Source organism: Empedobacter sp. EJD.6dd, assembly GCF_057369435.1.
On sequence record NZ_CM170667.1, the window covers coordinates 2,535,546 to 2,554,235 of the forward strand.

General features: G+C 30.2%; 19 protein-coding genes, 2 tRNA genes and 1 riboswitch. Of the genes, 9 read left to right on the forward strand and 12 right to left on the reverse strand.

The annotated features are described in order from the left end of the window. Positions 1-56: 56 nt before the first annotated feature. Genes AC2I98_RS11970 through AC2I98_RS11980 form a run of 3 tightly spaced genes read left to right on the forward strand, consistent with a single transcriptional unit; the run spans position 57 to position 1,454 of the window. Positions 57-236: a hypothetical protein gene (locus AC2I98_RS11970; RefSeq protein ID WP_486411902.1), complete on the forward strand. Its 180-nt coding sequence runs from the start codon at positions 57-59 to the stop codon at positions 234-236. Next, positions 236-841, forward strand: coding sequence for a hypothetical protein (locus AC2I98_RS11975; RefSeq protein WP_486411903.1), 606 nt, complete (start codon positions 236-238; stop codon positions 839-841). Before AC2I98_RS11970 ends, AC2I98_RS11975 begins: the two co-directional genes overlap by 1 nt. 7 nt (positions 842-848) lie before the next feature. Beyond that, positions 849-1,454: a hypothetical protein gene (locus AC2I98_RS11980; protein ID WP_486411904.1), complete on the forward strand. Its 606-nt coding sequence runs from the start codon at positions 849-851 to the stop codon at positions 1,452-1,454. Between the two features lie 40 nt (positions 1,455-1,494). Here the strand turns inward: AC2I98_RS11980 and AC2I98_RS11985 are convergent, their stop codons facing one another. From AC2I98_RS11985 to AC2I98_RS12005, 5 genes are all read right to left on the reverse strand, one after another. Next, positions 1,495-2,934 (reverse strand): T9SS type A sorting domain-containing protein, encoded by a 1,440-nt coding sequence (locus AC2I98_RS11985; RefSeq protein ID WP_486411905.1) that lies wholly within the window; start codon positions 2,932-2,934, stop codon positions 1,495-1,497. Between the two features lie 130 nt (positions 2,935-3,064). Beyond that, positions 3,065-3,547 (reverse strand): inorganic diphosphatase, encoded by a 483-nt coding sequence (locus AC2I98_RS11990; RefSeq protein ID WP_038336778.1) that lies wholly within the window; start codon positions 3,545-3,547, stop codon positions 3,065-3,067. Between the two features lie 29 nt (positions 3,548-3,576). Continuing rightward, positions 3,577-6,114 (reverse strand): DUF5686 family protein, encoded by a 2,538-nt coding sequence (locus AC2I98_RS11995; protein WP_486411906.1) that lies wholly within the window; start codon positions 6,112-6,114, stop codon positions 3,577-3,579. 77 nt (positions 6,115-6,191) lie between these two features. After that, positions 6,192-7,169, reverse strand: coding sequence for a pyruvate dehydrogenase complex E1 component subunit beta (locus tag AC2I98_RS12000; protein WP_019974766.1), 978 nt, complete (start codon positions 7,167-7,169; stop codon positions 6,192-6,194). Positions 7,170-7,327: 158 nt separating this feature from the next. Then, the gene (locus tag AC2I98_RS12005) at positions 7,328-7,582 is read right to left on the reverse strand and encodes a TM2 domain-containing protein (RefSeq protein ID WP_486411907.1); all 255 of its coding nucleotides are present in this window, start codon (positions 7,580-7,582) and stop codon (positions 7,328-7,330) included. A gap of 176 nt (positions 7,583-7,758) precedes the next feature. Then, positions 7,759-7,933, forward strand: a riboswitch (cobalamin riboswitch). Between the two features lie 33 nt (positions 7,934-7,966). On the opposite strand from AC2I98_RS12005, the gene AC2I98_RS12010 reads away from it, so the two are divergent. Together AC2I98_RS12010 and AC2I98_RS12015 are read left to right on the forward strand one after the other, a co-directional pair. After that, on the forward strand, positions 7,967-9,775 hold the full coding sequence (locus AC2I98_RS12010; protein ID WP_486411908.1) for a TonB-dependent receptor: 1,809 nt from the start codon (positions 7,967-7,969) through the stop codon (positions 9,773-9,775). A 4-nt stretch (positions 9,776-9,779) separates the two neighbouring features. Continuing rightward, a complete protein-coding gene (locus AC2I98_RS12015; RefSeq protein WP_486411909.1) occupies positions 9,780-10,865 on the forward strand; it encodes a YncE family protein in 1,086 nt (361 codons plus the stop codon). 33 nt (positions 10,866-10,898) lie between these two features. Here AC2I98_RS12015 and AC2I98_RS12020 read toward each other — a convergent pair whose 3' ends face one another. After that, positions 10,899-11,804, reverse strand: coding sequence for an EamA family transporter (locus tag AC2I98_RS12020; RefSeq protein WP_486411910.1), 906 nt, complete (start codon positions 11,802-11,804; stop codon positions 10,899-10,901). Positions 11,805-11,880: 76 nt separating this feature from the next. On the opposite strand from AC2I98_RS12020, the gene AC2I98_RS12025 reads away from it, so the two are divergent. Beyond that, entirely contained in the window at positions 11,881-12,321 is a 441-nt protein-coding gene (locus AC2I98_RS12025) for a nucleoside deaminase (RefSeq protein ID WP_486411911.1), read from the forward strand. Here the strand turns inward: AC2I98_RS12025 and AC2I98_RS12030 are convergent. After that, on the reverse strand, positions 12,318-13,064 hold the full coding sequence (locus tag AC2I98_RS12030) for an alpha/beta fold hydrolase (protein WP_486411912.1): 747 nt from the start codon (positions 13,062-13,064) through the stop codon (positions 12,318-12,320). The genes AC2I98_RS12025 and AC2I98_RS12030 overlap by 4 nt on opposite strands. A 48-nt stretch (positions 13,065-13,112) precedes the next feature. Here AC2I98_RS12030 and AC2I98_RS12035 point away from each other — a divergent pair, with 48 nt between their 5' ends. The 3 genes from AC2I98_RS12035 to AC2I98_RS12045 all read left to right on the forward strand — a co-directional run bounded on the left by AC2I98_RS12035 (position 13,113) and on the right by AC2I98_RS12045 (position 15,725). Continuing rightward, on the forward strand, positions 13,113-13,592 hold the full coding sequence (locus tag AC2I98_RS12035; RefSeq protein WP_486411913.1) for a hypothetical protein: 480 nt from the start codon (positions 13,113-13,115) through the stop codon (positions 13,590-13,592). 27 nt (positions 13,593-13,619) lie between these two features. Continuing rightward, entirely contained in the window at positions 13,620-14,201 is a 582-nt protein-coding gene (locus AC2I98_RS12040) for a hypothetical protein (RefSeq protein WP_486411914.1), read from the forward strand. Between the two features lie 90 nt (positions 14,202-14,291). Further along, positions 14,292-15,725: a M28 family peptidase gene (locus AC2I98_RS12045; RefSeq protein WP_486411915.1), complete on the forward strand. Its 1,434-nt coding sequence runs from the start codon at positions 14,292-14,294 to the stop codon at positions 15,723-15,725. Positions 15,726-15,794: 69 nt separating this feature from the next. On the opposite strand, the gene trxA is transcribed toward AC2I98_RS12045, so the two are convergent. The 5 genes from trxA to AC2I98_RS12070 all read right to left on the reverse strand — a co-directional run bounded on the left by trxA (position 15,795) and on the right by AC2I98_RS12070 (position 18,579). Further along, entirely contained in the window at positions 15,795-16,151 is a 357-nt protein-coding gene (gene trxA / locus AC2I98_RS12050) for a thioredoxin (protein ID WP_486411916.1), read from the reverse strand. A 236-nt stretch (positions 16,152-16,387) separates the two neighbouring features. Beyond that, positions 16,388-17,023 carry a suppressor of fused domain protein gene (locus tag AC2I98_RS12055; RefSeq protein ID WP_486411917.1) on the reverse strand — a complete coding sequence of 212 codons (636 nt, stop codon included), beginning with the start codon at positions 17,021-17,023 and terminating at the stop codon, positions 16,388-16,390. Positions 17,024-17,106: 83 nt separating this feature from the next. Beyond that, a tRNA-Met gene (locus AC2I98_RS12060) sits at positions 17,107-17,179 on the reverse strand. Between the two features lie 6 nt (positions 17,180-17,185). Beyond that, positions 17,186-17,258: transfer RNA gene (locus tag AC2I98_RS12065), tRNA-Met, on the reverse strand. A 169-nt stretch (positions 17,259-17,427) separates the two neighbouring features. Next, positions 17,428-18,579: an LOG family protein gene (locus AC2I98_RS12070; RefSeq protein WP_486411918.1), complete on the reverse strand. Its 1,152-nt coding sequence runs from the start codon at positions 18,577-18,579 to the stop codon at positions 17,428-17,430. Positions 18,580-18,690 lie beyond the last annotated feature (111 nt).

Here is an 18,690-nt window from a genome sequence, read left to right on the forward strand (position 1 = left end):
GTAAAAATAATTCAAGAGCGACTCAATATTGAGTCGTTTTTTTATACTTTTAAAGAATGGAAAATATAACATTAATAGTAGTTTTAATATTTATTTTATTTTTTATTCGATTATTTTTTAAGCGTTTTGATAATGTTTTTAAAAATACTGAACGAATAAAAGAGTTAGAAATTCAAAATAATGAAATTCTAACAGAATTAAAAGAATTGAAAGATATTTTGAAACAAAGAAGTTGATGAAATTTCTAATTCTCTTTTTACTTTCTATGTTGAGTTTTGCTCAAAAATTGGACACGATTAATCTCAATCAAGTTGAGGTGGTAAATTATTCTAATTATAAGCAATTTCGTCCAAAATTTAAGCAAGTTCTACGACTTACAGATCATACAAGTTTTGGACTAAAAATATTTTCGAATTTGTTACTTCCCAACGAAAAAGAAATTGAAATTTTAGCAATCGAAATTTTATTTGAATCAAAAGTGGACAAGAAAAATTATTGCAATGAGTTTTATTATTTTAAACCAATAATTTTAAAATCATTACATGATAAAAAAAATTTAATAGATGATAAATGGTTTGAAGTTGATAAAGATTATCAAGGAAAATATATTTTTCCAATTCATTTAAAACTCAATATTTCAGAAGCAAAAAACTATTTTATTGGTTTAGAAACTTCTTATGAAAACCCTTTTTGTCCCGAAGGAAATGGTTATTTTGATTTGATTAATACGTCAAAAAAATCTGATGTATTTGTTCATTATAATGATAACCCAGCTTCAGGTTTTCGAAAACAAGAATTGTTTGGAAATTATGGATTAAATTACGTTATTTATTATAAATAAGTTGTTTATGAAGTTATTTTATCTACTTTTCTTTATTTCAGTTTTTAGTTTTGCTCAAGAAATTGATACAATTAATCTAAAAGAAGTAGCATTAGTTGACTATTCTAAGTACAATCAATTTCGTCCGAAGTATAAAAGTGTTATTCCTCATTTAATAAGTACAAAGGAAGAAATTATGTTGCTTTCTAATTTCCAATTACCAAAACAAGAAGAAGTAGAAATTGTTGCAATTGAATTTTTGTTTAATTCTAAAAGAGGTAGAAGAATTGTTTGTAATAATAGTTATTATTTTTCACCTAAAATTGTAAAAGAGGATAATCCAGCAATAAATTTAGTTGAGGATAGATGGTTTCTTGTGGAAAAAAAATATAATGGAAGATTTATTTTTCCAGTAAATATTAAAATTAAATCTTCTGAAATTAATAATTATCTTTTAGGAGTACAAACAAGTTTTGATGAAAGCTCTTGTGAAGAAAAATATTCATACTTTGATCTATTAAAGGTAAAAGAAACTTCTTATCAATATATTTATCTAATTGATAAAAAAATAAAATTACCAAAATCAACTACCTTTAAAAATGAATCTTTGAATTATATTATTTATTATAAATAAAAAGGATCTTATTCGAGAATAAGATCCTTTTCGTTTTAAATTATTTCACCAAAATCTTTGAAGATGTTTGATTCGTTTTCAGAATATAAACTCCTTTTGGTAAATTAGTTTGAACATTATTTTGTCCAATTTTTAATTCTCCTTGATGAATTAATCGTCCATTTATATCAAAAATCTGATAAGGTGATTTTTCTTTTGTATCTACAGTGAAAGTGCCATTATTTGGATTTGGATAAAGCTTAATCTTATCTAATTTTACTTCATTTGTCCCTAAAAGGCATGCATAATTAGAATAATCTACTAAGCCTAAAGCAGGATTATCAGGTTTATGAAAAATAACATTTTCTACTCTTTCGTCGGTTAAAATAGGATCCCAACAATTTCCTTTTGCAGGTATATCGTTTGCAGAATTATTGTACAACGCATAATCTACACCAGTATTTCCATTATTTTCAAATACATTATATCCATTTGTCATGTCTATATTAGTTCCATTGCCAATAATAGTGATTCCCCACAAATTTCCTTTGATCGTATTTCCTTTGATCGTAACAGAAGTCTTTGGTGCTGTAGCCGTTTGAGAAATTGAAATTCCACTTCCACCAGAGTTTGGTAAATTCTCTGTATTGTTATTTTCGATTATATTATTAATAATATTTCCTCCCGCTGTAACTCCAGTGATCGTAATTCCGTAACGATTATCTCTAATTGTATTATTTTCTATTTGTGCAAAACTAACTACATTCAATAAACTAGAAACAGATATTCCACCAACACGAGTATTTGCTCTATTTCCTATAATTGTATTATTTCTAATAATAGTTGTTTGATTTTCACCACTTGGGCCCATATTAATTTGCGGACGATTAGAATTTTCCTTGTTATTATCTTCTAAATAATTATTTTCAAATGTTAACGCCACACTTTGATTTGCGCCTGAACCTACAACTGGTGTAATGTTGTGTTTAAAAATAGAATTTTTAACAATTGGGTTTCCTCGAGAGAAATTGATTGCACCACCAGTAGATGCACCACCATATTGATATGAAACCTCAGAATCGCTCATTGTAAAAGCTTCGTTTAAAACACGAATTCCTCCACCATAAAGCATCTTAAAATGATTAAAATTTGCAACAGCAGTTTCTTCTAATCGAATACCTTTAAAATAAGTAGTTCCTGGATTATCAGACGTAAATAGAACTTCTTTCGGAGCATTGACCTCTATTTTACCTGCAACAGTAATTAATTTTCCTTCAGAAATAATCAATTTATAATCTGCATCAGATAAAAAGGTATCGTTTGCTGAAATTGTTAAATCATTTATCAATAAATAACTATTTGAAGCTTGGTCAAAAGTGATGTCATTGGTTAAGGCATCAAGATCTGCAATGCGATAAGTTTTTCCATCGTTTGGTGTTGTGTATTGCGCAAAAATAATCTGCCCTAGCAATGCTAAGGTAAGTGTAAAAGTTTTCTTCATAATTCACTAAGTATTAATTAAGATGAAATTAGTAACTTAAATTTGAATTACAAAAGGAACCTTGTTAAAAGACTTTATAAAAAATAGTCCTCAATTATGAGGACTATTTATATGAAATGATGATTATTTCTTAGTGAGCTGGCACAAAACGCTCTCTTGCGTCTTGTAATAATTGTTCTGCTTCTGCTTTATCACCGTAACCTTCGATTGTTGTTGTCTTATTTTCTAAGTCTTTATAAACTCTGAAAAAGTGCTCAACTTCTTTCAATGTATGAGGATTCATATCAGTGATGTTTTCTAATTGGTTCCAAGTTGGATCAGCAACTGGTACACAAATTAATTTTTCATCTTGTCCTTTGTCATCAGACATTTTAAGAACACCGATTGTTTTTACTTCGATTACACATCCAGGAACTGTTGGCTCTGTTAAGAAAACTAACACATCAATTGGATCTCCATCTAAACCTAATGTATTTTCAACAAAACCATAATCTGCTGGGTAAAACATTGGAGAATATAATACGCGATCAAAACGAATTCTTCCTGTTTCGTGATCCATTTCGTATTTATTACGAGATCCTCTAGGGATTTCTATAATTGCATCAAAAGTCATTGTAATATTCTTTTTTTATTATTTATTTTCTAAAAATTCCAATCTAAACCGATTGTGATGCCAAATTTACGAACATCTGGCAAATTATTATAATTTCCGCGCCAATTAAAATCAACTCGAATAGGTCTAATGTTTCCAAAACCAATGTTTTCGATTCCAAACCCGTATTCATAGTAGATTTGTTGATTAGGAGCAAAGTATTGTATTGTTGAATGGTTGATTGCTTTACTTTTTTCGGAAATATCTCCGTAAGCTGCACGTAAGAAACCAACTTCTCTTAATTTTAATTTTTTGATTAATGGAACTTTATTCAATATCCAACCATTAAAGTGATGTTCCCAGTTTAATGTTGCATATTCGTCTGTTACAAATTCATAGTAATCTAACTGAGAAAATGTCCCATAAACTTGTCCATAACTTTCATTTCCTGGTATTGCACTCATTAATGATAACGGAACACCTTGAAAAGTTTTTCCTGCTTCAATTGTTACCAAAGATTTCCCAAAAGAACCAATTAAAATTGGTTGAGTGTATAAGAATTGTAATTTATCGTATTCAAAATCTGAATTAATTACACCTTTCAATCCTTTTGTATAACGTAACATCAACGTTGGAGCAAGTGTTGTCATTTCGTAACGATCAATCCCATATTGTGAATATTTAGCACCTGGACGAGCAATTATCGAAACACTAACGCTTGAGTTTGTTAACGTTTCTTTTATTTGTCCATTTTTATCATAAGCGATTGAGAAATGTTCTGCATCAGCTGGTTTTATTAATTGATAATTTCCATCAACACGGAAAGTTACATTTTTCCAAGGTTCTATTGAAGCATATACATTTGTCAAATTATTGTTACTTAGATAAGTATTATCTCCTTGATTAATAATAGAAGAAGAAGCAAAACTACGTGTCATGATTCCGTCCGAAGACGTTAACGTAGCAGCCAATTGTTCTACATCGCGTTTTGTTCCAATTCCGACTTGAAAACGATTGTATTTATTGAACATATAACGGAAATCTGCTCCATATTTGAATTTATCATCTCCAAAACCATAAGCCAAGAAACCTTGTGCGCGCCACATATCATTTTGCGAAAAATAGGTACGAGCACCTGCTCTTAAGCGAAAACCTTCGATTTGATTGTATCCAAAAGATGAATATAAATTCCCAATATCAATCGCATTTCCAACATTGTAATATCCTGATCCAAAAATCTCTATAGCCTTTACAATATTATTAAATTTTGGAACTTTATTTAATTGTTCTAACGTTTCGTAAATGCCTTCTTGATCTTTTGTTAAAGCTTCTGGACGGCTTTCTGCCCAAAACTGATTATCTTTTTCGTTTAGTGCTGCTTTTGCAGGATCTAATTTCTCGTAATAATATGCTTCGGGATGTGTAGTATTGAAATCGTAATTGTAATAATTAACTGTTTTATGCGCAAAAATTCCTTTCGCACTTTCTTTTTTACTCAACAACGACATATCCAACATTGCATATTCTTTCTTAGGATAAAAAATAGAGTCGTTTGGTATATCATATTGTAAATTCATGAAAATATTTCGCACAAAATTTACATTCATTTCTTTCGTTGTTTCCATCACAACTTCCTTCACTGCATAAGCATCTTTTGAAATGTACAATTCACCTTTGAAAGTTAATTCACCTTCACGACGAGGATAATATTTGATACGATAAGATTCAACACCATCTACATCAACTGTGTCTTTCAATTCGTAATCATACACTGCAAAACCATCAGTTGCAATAGGACTAACGAATTTGATATCTAAAATATTCACACGATTATCATAAATATCAATATCTCTAAAAAGATTTTTTACAGTTGAGGCTACAACTTCGTTTTTCTCGAAACCAGAAGTTTTATTCGCAATTAATTCACGACGTTCTTTTGTAGAAGGTTTGTTAATACCAGAAATTTTATAAATTGATTCATTTAAAAAAGCAGGTAAATATGTTTTTCCATTGATAGAAGATGTATCAACCTTTTCAAAAACAAACTCCATCCCTTTAAAAATTTTACGTTTCATAAAAGCTGAATCGATATTACTGATATCAAATTGCAACTTTTCATATTCATCGTATTGATAATGAGGGGTCAATTTTAATCCGTTTTTCTTTTTACGTTTCCATACTTCTCGTAAAATAGCATATGCTGGATTTTCTTTCTTTTTAAGTCGTTTTTTCTTTGCCGAAATAACTGCTTCTTTCAGTTCTACTGATTGGTCATCATCAGTTTCTGTTTCATCTGCAGCTAAAAATAATTGTGCAACGAAATTGTAATCAATTTTATTTTCGATTACATAATCAGCTGTTTCGTAACCATTTTTAGAAACAACTATTTTTTCAGTATTTGATGTAGATTCAATATAAAAAGTACCATCAGAGTTTGATGTAGCACTAACTTTTAATTCTGGTAATCGAATATCTGCATAAGGAATTGGTTTCAACGTTTCAGAATCGATTACCTTTCCTTGAATTTTTACTTGCGCGTGTACAGACGCTAAAACAACTATAAAAAAAGCTGTTATATAACTTTTCATCAATAAGATTTGGTTAAAAAAATAAAGCCTAGCAAAATGCATGCTAGACTTTACAAATATAGTTGATAAATCTTATATTATTTATACATAACTGATTTTACAGCTTCTATAACATCTTTTGCATTTGGAATCCAAGTCTCGTATAAGTTTGGAGCATAAGGTGCTGATGTATCTTTAGTTGTAATACGTTTGATTGGTGCATCTAAATAATCGAATGCTTTTTGTTGTACCATATATGTAATTTCAGATGCTACTGAAGCAAACGGCCAAGCTTCTTCTAAAACTACCAAACGATTTGTTTTCTTAACTGATTTGAAGATTGTATCATAATCTAATGGACGAACTGTACGTAAGTCAATCACTTCTACAGAAATTCCTTCTTTAGCCAATTCATCTGCAGCGATATAAGCTTGCTTAATAATCTTACCAAAAGAAACTAATGTAACATCTGTTCCTTCACGTTTGATTTCAGCTTTACCAATTTCGATCGTGTATTCTTCGTCTGGCATTTCCATTTTATCTCCATACATCTGTTCAGATTCCATGAAAATTACTGGATCGTTATCACGAATTGCAGATTTTAATAAACCTTTTGCATCGTAAGGGTTTGAAGGTACTATTACTTTAAGACCTGGTACATTTGCATACCAATTCTCGAAAGCTTGAGAGTGTGTTGCGCCTAATTGTCCTGCAGAAGCAGTAGGTCCTCTAAATACGATTGGACAGTTGAATTGTCCTCCTGACATTTGATAAATTTTTGCAGCGTTATTGATAATTTGATCAATAGACACTAACGAGAAGTTGAAAGTCATATATTCTACGATTGGACGACATCCTGTCATTGTAGAACCAATAGCGATACCAGAAAAACCAGCTTCTGCGATTGGTGCATCAATTACACGTTCTGGACCAAATTCGTCTAACATTCCTTTCGAAGCTTTATAAGCACCGTTGTATTCTGCTACTTCTTCTCCAATTAAAAAAATAGATTCATCGCGACGCATTTCTTCACTCATTGCCTCTGCGATTACTTCTCTAAATGTTTTTATTGCCATTTTATGCGATTTCGTTCTTTATTATATTTTTTCCTAAAGCAAATGTAATAAAAAACTTGCGAATTATTTAAAACGAATTGATTCAATAAAAAAAATCCCAAAAATAACTTTAGATTTTTTTGGGATTAAAATATTTAAAAAAGAATGTAATTCGATTTTTAGAACCAACCTTTGTGTCCTTCTACATATATTTTGTCAAACTCTTCATCAGATTTAGTTAAATAGATAATCCCTTCGATTAATCCAGTCAAACTACCAATAGTACCACATGTTACAAGACTTAAAATTAATTGAATTGTTCCTTCTTTTGTGTAACCTAAATAAAATTTATGTACAGCAAAAACTCCTAAAATAATTCCTAAAACTCCTGCAATAAGTTTTTTCTCTGATTTGTACGGCTGATTGTTTTCCATAGTCTTAAAGTTTTTAAATAAAAAATTGTTGTTGTTGGTTACAAATTTAATTTCTTCATCTTTATTAAAAATCACTAGATATAATGATTTTGAATATTGTACAAATAAAATAAATCTGGTATTAATTTAAGGTTAACGATTTAACAATCTACTTATTATAAAATCAAACGCTTTTGTTTACATTTGCACAAAATGGTGCTCAAAGAGTGAGTTAAAAGGGAATTTGGTTCAATTCCAAAACTGTCCCCGCAACTGTAAATTCTATACACTTTTTTCTCAAATTCATTCAGAATTAAGAAGAATAAAAAGATTAGAATAAGTCAGGAAACCTGCCATAATTAACTAATAATAGAAAATGTTTTCGGAGGAAAAACAGATTTTAATATGAAAAAATTTTTTCTTTGTTTTAATTTGGTTGCAGGAATTGCTTTTGCACAGACAGATACCATCAGTTTGAAACCTTTGATTATGAATGATATTTTTCTTAAAAATCATTATCAATCTCAAAGTGTCATCAAATTAAATGATAGCATTTTAGAACAAACCCCTAATCAACTAACTCAAGTTTTACAAGCTCAAACACCAATTTATTTTAAAGAAAATGGTCGAGGAATGGTTTCTTCACCATCTTTTCGTGGAACTTTGGCTTCACACACGGCTGTCGTTTGGAATGGAATAAATGTTAATTCGCAAACTACTGGTCAAACAGATTTCAATTTATTTTCGAGCAACTCTTTTGATGGAATTCTTGTAAAACCAGGTGGTGGAAGTATAGCATATGGAACAGGTTCTATTGGAGGAACAATTCATTTATTAAATCAATTTGATTACAACAAAGGTTTTCAACAGAAAATCAATTTAGGTTACGGAAGTTACGATACATGGTCGGGAAAATATCAATTAAAATATAGTTCAGAAAAATTTAGTTCTTCGGTAGATTACGAACGAAATCAATCAGATAATGATTATAAAATTCCGAATCATATGAAGAAGAATTTGAACGGAAAATATTATTTCAATACAATTAACGCAAATTTTGGGTATAAAATTAATCCTAAAAATGAATTGAAACTTTATTCGATGATCAATTTTGGAAAGCGTGAATTTCCTTTAGTTGATACAAATTCAACACCTTCTGGATATAAAAATCAGGATTATCGTCTAATGACAGAATGGAATTTTAATCCAAATGAAACATGGCAATCGCAATTAAAATTAGCTTATATACGAGAAGAAAGTAGTTATTTTAACAATATTCACACATCTTATTCTGATGATTTACAAGTCGATAATTATCTGTTAAAATATTATTTGAGCCATCAATTGACCCATAATTTCGAGTTAGCTGTTTTGTCGGAAGCAAATTACAGTCAAGGAAGTGGAAATAATTTAAGCAAAAGCGATCAAAATTCATTCAATTTTGCATTAATCGCGAAACATAAATTATCAGAAGTATTGAAATACGAAGCGAGTATTCGTCAAGATTTTTCGGATAAATATCAAAATCCTTTCATCTATTCGTTAGGGTTCAATTATCGACCGATTAATTTTTATCAATTAAGAGGAAATGTTTCGAAGAACTTTAGAAATCCGACATACAATGATTTGTTTTGGAAAACTGGTGGTAATCCAGATTTGAAATCAGAATCAGCTTATCAGTTTGAAATTGGAAATGATTTTATCAGCAAAAACCTAAACATTCAAACCAATATTTTTTACAATAGTTTGAATGATATGATTCAGTGGATTCCAAGTCAATCAAATTCCTCTTTTTGGGTTCCTCGCAATATAAGTAAAGCTGAAACTTATGGATTGGAAGTGATTGGAAAATACAAATGGAATGCATTTTCTTTTCATACGACCTATGGATTTACCAAAACAAAAGATAAATCGAAAAACAAAGAATTGATGTATTCGCCAAATCATAAATGGACTGCGAGTGCGCAATATACTTACAAACAGTTATCTGCTTTTGTACAAAATATTTATACGAGTAAAGTCTTTACTGATTCGGAAGAAGAAAAAACAATTGATGCTTTTTGGTTAACGAATTTAGGTTTAAATTATACTATTTCACCACTTTACAACGTTTCTGTTAGAGTAAATAATTTGTTTAATCAACAGTATCAAACGCAAGAAAATCGTTGGCAACCAGGCACAAATTATACTATACAAATAAAAATAAAATTTTAAAACTATGACTAAATTTAAAGCTATCGCTCTTATAGCTTTAGCTGGAGTGTTTTTACAATCTTGTTCAAATGATGATGATGGACCAAACAATGATCCAGAAAATGGAAATTATGCGAAAGGAATTTTTATTTTGAATGAAGGAAAATATAATGCTGGAAATGCAGATATTACTTATTACGATCCAAGTACTATAGTAGGAGATAAAAATCCTTTTCAGGAAATTTTCAAAAAAGCGAATTCAAGAAATTTAGGAGATGTTGCTCAAAATATGGTTATTAAAGGAAATAAAGCCTATGTTGTGGTTAATAATTCTAATAAAGTTGAAATTGTTGACAATACAAATTTTAAAAGTGTAGCAACTATTACAGATAATATTCTTAACCCGAGATATATTGTTACTGATAATAAATATTTTTATGTTTCTAACTGGGGTGATTCACAAAATCCGAATGACGATTACGTAGCTATTTATAATTTGTCTGACAATAAATTTGTAAAGAAAATAAGTGTTTCTGAAGGACCTGGTCACATTATTGTTGACAACAATAAACTATATGTTGCATACGAAGCGAGTGGAAGAAATGGGGTTTTTGGTAAATCTGTAGATGCTATTGATTTAGATACATCTATAAAAACTAATTATCCAGTAGGAGATTCACCGACGGATATGGTAAAAGTAGGAAGTAACTTATTTGTGCTTTCTCAAGGAATTATTGATTGGGAAAAAGGGATTAATACGACTGGAGGAACTTTAACTCGAATTAATTTAACAAATAATGTTTCAACAGCTATGCCTTTTGACAAAACTGAGCATCCTGATTTTTTGATTGAAGATGGAGGATATTTGTATTACTCATTAAATAAAGATATTTATAAAATGTCTATTAATGCAGCTTCTTTACCTACAGCAAGATTATTCAAATCTACTGCAACATATATTTATGGATTAGAAGTTAAAAATAATTCAATCTATGTTTTAGATGCAAAAAACTTTGCAAGTGCAGGGAGTTTGTTAATTTATAATACTGCAGGTGCATTACAAAACGAAATAGTAACTGGAGTTGGACCAAATTCAGTTTACATTAAATAACGATTTAAGTAAAAACATAAAAAAATCCGAAAGTTAACTTTCGGATTTTTTTATGTTTTTTAATTTGAAAATTGTCTGCGAATTAAATACGATAATTGCTAAAAGTATCAAGCTGTAACCAATCATTTGCATTGGCGAAACAGCTTCTTTGTAATAGAAAATTGCCAAAACAAAATTCATAATGGGATTCAAATAGATTAAAATTCCAACTGTTGAAGAATCAATTCCTTTAACTGCAAAATTGTTCAAAAACATTGGAATTATGGTAAACAAAACAACAATCATCATAATACATTGATAAAAAATTGTTTCGGTCGGAATTGGTCCCGAAAACATAAAAATCAAAGGCAACATCAAAATCGCAACGATTAATAGTTGTGTCATTAATAGATTGAAACTATCAAAAACATTCAAACTTCTCTGAATGATGATATACAACGCAAATGTACAAGCTACAATCAAACTATAAATTAAATCTAAAAAATGACCTATAGAAAGAACGAAGCAAGCTAAAAGACTAATTCCTACAGCAATCCATTTTATTTTGGTCAAATGTTCTTTCAGAATTATAAACGCCAAAACAGTAGTAATAATCGGACAAACTAAGTAAGAAAGCGATGCCGCTTGCACACTAATATGATTCATCACAATAATAAACATCAACCAATTGGTCATCAAAATCAGCGAACCTCCAATAATTAGACTACATAATTTCTTCTGTTTCTTTTTCTCAAAAGACTTGAATAAATTCCAATCCGCTTTTATTTTATTTCGACGAAACCCAATGTTGATGATGACTAAAAAGAAAACGGAAACATACAATCTAAAAAATAAAATATCCAAAGGTGGATAATCTGCAATTGGTTTTAATCCGAAACTAAAAAATCCCCAAATAAAGTAGGTAACAATGGCTGCAATGATATATTTTGATTGATTCATAAAGTGGCGTCAATTTGTACAAATGTATCGAATATCCAAGTTGGAAATGACTATTTTTGCTTTAAATTTTATAGAAATGGAAAATCTTTTCACCGACGAATATTTTATGAGAATTGCCTTTAATGAAGCTGTAACGGCTTTCGAAAGAGACGAAATTCCAGTTGGAGCTGTAATTGTTTGCAATAACAAAATTATTGCAAAAGCGCATAATTTAACTGAAACATTAACCGATGTTACTGCACATGCAGAAATGCAAGCCATTACATCTGCTGCGAATTATTTAGGCGGAAAATATTTACAAGATTGTACTTTATATGTCACTTTAGAGCCTTGTGTTATGTGCGGTGGAGCATTGTATTGGAGCCAAATCTCGAAAGTTGTTTATGGTGCATCTGATGAAAAAAGAGGCTTTAAAGCAAAAATTGGCGAATTACATCCAAAAACTGAAATTGTATCAGGAATTATGGAAGAAGAATGTGGACAATTAATGAAAGAATTTTTTATCAGAAAGCGTTAAATAGATTTTAGAATCGATAAAACTTCATCATAATTTTCCATAAAAGCCATATGTCCTCCATCAAATTTATATAAATGAATATTAGGCAAATCTGGAATTAAAGTTAAAAATAATTCTGGATTGACTGTTTCGTCATTCATTCCTACAATAATGTAAATACCACCTTTAAAATCATACAAAATAGATGAGCGATCTGGTCGCTCGCGCATTCCTTTTAAGGCAGCACAAACTCCTTCTATTGGAGTTGTTAAAGCAATTTCTTTTACAAATTTTAATTCCTCTTTAAAATTTTCGCGATGATGATTAGCAAACAAAGCAGGCATACTAAAACTGACTAATGCATTAAAATTTCGGCGAGCGGTTTCGCAAGCTTTCAAACGTTGATTTTTCTTCGCTTCATCATCTGGCAAAGTAGACGAGTTAACCAAAACAATATTTTCTACTCGTTCAGGGAAAAGTTCAGCTAAAGCGCAAGTCACATATCCTCCCATTGAATGTCCTATAAAAGTTGCTTTTTCAATTTTCAATTCATCCAGAACATCTATTACCTCATCAGCCATCTCTTCCATTGTATAGATATCACGTAAGTTTTCAGAATTTCCATGACCAGGTAAATCAATCGTAATGATTTGATAATGTTGTTTTAAATCATTTTGTAAACGAATCCATATTTTATGATTCTCTAAAAATCCATGTAAAAACACCAAAGGCTTCCCGTTTCCTATATTTTCGTAATACAACATATAATTTGGATCAGAATTTGTAATTAACTAAAACACAAATTTACAATAATGAAAAAATATAAACCCATTATTATTCTATCCATTGCCATAGGCGCTATTTTCATTTATTGTATGACCAATAATAAACCTATTACCATGGGAGAGGTTACGAATAAAGAAATCAGAAAAGATTCTTCTGTAAAAGAAATTGCATTAGCCACTCCTGTAATTTATAATAATTCGGAATTGAAACTTATAAACGGACAAGGTGAATTTGAAATAGAAAAATTTGCGAAAGAGGATCAAATGTTTAGTTTTAGAAATGATTCTTCAAAATTTGTTTCAATTCAACTCATTCCACAAAATAATCAAGCAAATATTAGAATCAATCAAATTATTTCTCCAAATAACAAAAGTGATGGTCCTTTTGGAAGAGAAATCAATTATGATTTGACTGAAAAAGGTTTATATCAAATAAAAATTGGAGAAAGTTTAATGCAAGGAGATCCATTTGAAGGAAAATATACCTTGAAATTGCAGTTAAAATAGTTACTTTTACAACAGAATTTTGCTGTTATGAAATGGACTTTTATTGCTTTTGTTACCTTATTAACTTTTTATAGTTGTGAAGATAAATCTACCCCTACAATTTATCCAAGCAAAATTGGAGTAGATTCTGCATATAAAAATTTGGTGAAAAATGATAAACCAATTGTAGGAGATGTGATGAAAGAGGAAGAAAAACCTATGAAATCTACTAAGAAGGTAGTGAAAACTATACCTCAAAAAATTGCATCTAATACAGATAAAATTGTTCCGTTAAGCGCAAATAATACAACCGAAAATTTGGAAGTAAGTTATGCTAAAGCAAAAGCAGAACCTACAAAGTTAGCTGGACAAACCAATACATTTACGTTTAATGCTGACTCTGCAAAAAAAGTTTGGATTAAAGTTTCAGCACAAGATTCAACAGCTAATATTCGAATTAATCACATCAAAGGACCTGTCGATTCTATCAAAGGTGGACCTTTTGGAAAAGAAACTATTTTCGATTTACCTGCGCGTGGCGTATATCAATTCTCGATTTCTGAAAAACCAACAAACGCTAAACCTTATGCCGGAAAGTATAAAGTCGAGTTGAAATTATTATGGAAATAGAATTTTATTCTGTCATTTCATCTAGAAATTTTCTAAAAATTTTATCAACTATTTCCAAAATCCTTTTTAAGTTTATGGAAATACTCACACATGAAATCGAAATTATTATTCACTCTTGGTTTAATCTCAACAACCATAAGCTTATCAGCTCAAACAAATGAACAAGTCTTGAGTTTGATTAACAATGAAGTGCAACAAAATTCTGAAGCTTATCAACAATTAAAAAAAGCAACTGAAACAATTGGTCATCGTGCTACAGGAACAGAAAATGGAAAGAAAGCAGAAGAATATGCTGCAAATTTATTACGTTCTTATGGTTACGATGTGTCTTTTCAAGAATTCACTTTTAGTGGATGGAATCGTAAGAGTTTAGATCTTAAAATTAATAATCAACCAATAAAAGCGGTTGCTTTGGCTCATTCTCCTGCAAATGTTAAGCTTTCTGGAGAACTGATTGATTTAGGAAATGGACTTGAACAAGATTACAAAAAAATAGGTGATAAGGTAAAAGGAAAAATTGTTTTTGCAGCACTTGGTTTGTTAGATGGAACATCTAAAGAAATTGAAAATCTACATCGTTCCGAAAAAACTGCATTAGCAGAAAAGTACGGAGCAAAAGGAATTATTTTATTTAATCGTCCTGCTGGTGGTATTTTATTAACAGGAACAGCCTCGGTTACGGGAGATATTATTAAGATTCCTGCCATTAATATCAGTTTAGAAGACGGTTTAAAAATTAAAGAAAATCTATTAAAAGGAAAAGAAATAGCGAAAATCGAAATGAAAAATGATGTTGGACAAATGAAAGGTCGTAACATTATTGCAAAAAAAATCGGTTCGAAATTTCCAAATGAAAAAATTGTTTTAGGAGGTCATTTAGATAGTTGGGATTTAGCAACAGGAGCTATTGATAATGGTGTTGGAAGTTTTTCTGTGATTGATATTGCACGAACATATAAAAAATTAAATCTTGAAAATGATCGAACTATTGAGTTTGTTTTATTCATGGGTGAAGAAGTTGGTTTGGTAGGATCTAAATATTATGTCAATCAAGCGTTGAAAGATGGTTCTATTAATCAAATTAAAGCAATGTCGAATATGGATATGACAACAAATCCTAAGTCATATTATTCGACAATGGAAAGTAATTTACCTATTTTATCAAATTATGCAAAAGATGTTCAAAAAGTGATACCAGATTTTAAATTGAAAACATTTGCAAGTGTAGATTTACATTCCGATCATCAGCCATTTATGTTACAAGGTGTACCAATTATTGGATTATCGGATAGTCAATTTGCTAAAGGAGCTTTAAATTGTTATCACGCGAATTGCGATACTTTTGATTACGTGGAAGAAATTGGATTGAAGAATAATGTAATTTTAGAAACCTATTTATTGTATCAATTGAGTAATTTGAAAGAAATTCCTTCAAAACATTGGAATGAACAAGAGATAAAAGAAGCTTTAATCAAAGGAAATTTAGAAACTCCACTTCGTATTTCAGGCGATTGGAGATGGTAATAAATAAAAAATCCTTCAGAATTTCTGAAGGATTTTTTATTTTACTTCGGTTGAAACACAAACCTGTTTTTAAATATACTTTTTTATCACCTCAACCAATTGTTCTTTTGGTCGAGCACCACTTTGTTTCCAAAGCAACTCACTATTCTTAAAAATAGCAAACGTAGGAACTCCTTGCACTTGGTAACGTGCTGCTAAATCTTGATACTTGTCAATATCTACTTTTAGAATTTTGACATCATCACCCAATTCTTCTTTTACTTGTTGTAATATCGGTCCCATCATTTGACAAGGTCCACACCACGTTGCAAAAAAATCTAAAAGAACGGGTTTATCTGAATTAATTATTTCTTCGAAAGTCATCGTTTTTGATTCTTGTTCTTTAGTTGATTTATCTTTATTTCGATTGAATAAATTTTTAAACATTTTACTATTTTCTTCTATAAAGTTACAAAAAAAAGCACTCCCGAGAGAGTGCTTCATAATTAGCTTTACTAATTATTAACCTAACCTATGAAAAATTTATTCTACTGTTAGTGCTACTAACGTCTAGATATAATCAAAACAAATACCAAGTTTAAAATACTGACATAGTGTTTTTTACATTTAACATAATTTAAGAAATAGGCTAACGTAAATATCTTTTAATTGAATAATAATTGTTATAATTCGCAAACAAATTTTGGGTTAACTGACTTTATTTCAGTGATTACTGACATTATTTCTTCTTTAGTAGAATTAGCTTCTAATCTTTTCAATTGTTCAGCATTTAGTCCTATCATTTGAATAAAAGTTACCTTACCATGAGGCGTATCGATTTCATCTAAATCAACATCTTTGATAAAAGCCAAACCAACAATATCTGTTTCAGAATCTGAACGAATTGGACCTCCTAATGGTAAAAATTGATATTCATCAAACCAAACTTTTGTTTCGTTTACAAATCGACCCAAGTTATTCATCAACTGAACCACCCAAAACGGATCTTCACCATTATCTTCTTTTACAGGTTTTACTCGGAAAGAGAATTCAAACCCCCATTTACTAAAATCTCCACCAACACTTTCCTCAGAATAGTATAAATGTGACATACCATAACTCACCAAATGATGATAACCATTAACATCAAAAACAGCAACACCATCAATAGGGTCGTCTCCTCCTTGAAAAGACATGACTTGTGGAGAATAAAAACGAGGTTCTAAAGTTCCATAAACTTCTTTTAAACGCTTTTCTATAGCAATTCCTCCAACAGCTTGATCTGATTTATATTGTTTTTTATATTCTTCTAAATTCATCTTACAAAAATAGTTTATCCAATTCAATTCCTAAAGTTAAGACATAAAAAAAGAGAGCTTCTGTTTAGAAACTCTCTTGCTAGTAGCGAGGACCGGACTCGAACCGATGACCTTCGGGTTATGAGCCCGACGAGCTACCTACTGCTCCACCTCGCGATTTAGTAGCGAGAACAGGACTCGAACCTGTGACCTTCGGGTTATGAGCCCGACGAGCTACCTACTGCTCCATCTCGCGTTATTGGACTGCAAATATACGTTCATTATTTTAAATACCAAATGTTTTGCAACTTTATTTTATTTTATTCGGTCAGAATACAAATAAAAACCACTTAAATGTATTTAATTCAATAATTTAAGTGGTTGTAAATATTTGAAAAATATTTTGAATTAATTCTAAAATAATTTTAATCTGCTTTGATTGGTGGATGTTTTTCGATAAAATCTATTGCTAAATCAGCACTATCAGTCAAAAATAACAACTCTTTGTATGTGCGACCAGTTGCTAATTGATGCAAAACAGAATAAATTCCTGTGTCTTCTACGTATCTTTTTTTACTCAAAAAAATCATCGGACTATAATAGCCTGATGTTCCATAATGGTTTTGAGCAGCTTCCTGAAAAATCTCTTGTGTTGTCCCAGCACTTCCCGGAGCGTAAATTAATCCAAATAAACTAATCGTTAACAACATATCTTCTCTAATACTATTCGAAAAGTATTTTGCAATATTTGTTGCAAATAAATTACTTGGCTCGTGACCATAAAACCAAGTAGGAATTGCTAAACTTTCTGCCCCATTTGGATAAAATTCTAAAACTTTCTGTGCATTCGTCATAAAGTTTTTTGCTAGATATTCCGTTTTATTGTCGTCTACAAAATCTAAATCAGCCAAAATATTAATTGCATTCATTAAATCTTCATCCGAATAATTTGCCATATATGCACCTAAATTTGATGCTTCCATAATACCTGGACCCCCACCAGAAACTACAAAATATCCTTTTTCAGTTGCTAATTTTGCTGCTTTAGCTGTTTCGTTATAAAATTCAGAATTACGCGCAGTGGAATGTCCTCCCATAAAACCAACCACTTTTTTCTTTGTCATTCCGTTTTCATCATATTCTAAAATTCTACGCAAACCATCATCAATTGAAAGATCATGTAAACGCTGTGCTAATGCTTCTGAAACAGATGGATTATATTTATGTTTCTTAAAATGCTTGTAAATTTTCAAATCAATGCTTTGATCATTATTTGGATCATAACCTTGCATCAACTCTTGCCAAGTATATAATTTACCACGATATGGGTTATAAGGAATTGCTTCGAATTTCGGATAAATAAATGCGCCACGTTCTATTAAATGAATAGCTTCATTTTGCTTAAACTTACATCCTAAGAAAGATGTATTACATAAGTTATACTCTTCCCAATTTACTTTTTGACGTAAAAAACTTACATCTTGTATAACTTTATTAGTCAAATCATTTGTCTGCTCTACTAATTCGTTCCATTCGGTTAGATTATGAATTAAATCTTTGATTGGTTTTATTTTCATTTCTTAAACTTCTTACTTCATATAAATTTCGGAAGTTGAATTTACACGAATTATTCCAAACCGGCGAATTCATCAGAATAAATCTTAAAATTTCATTTTTCTAATTTATAT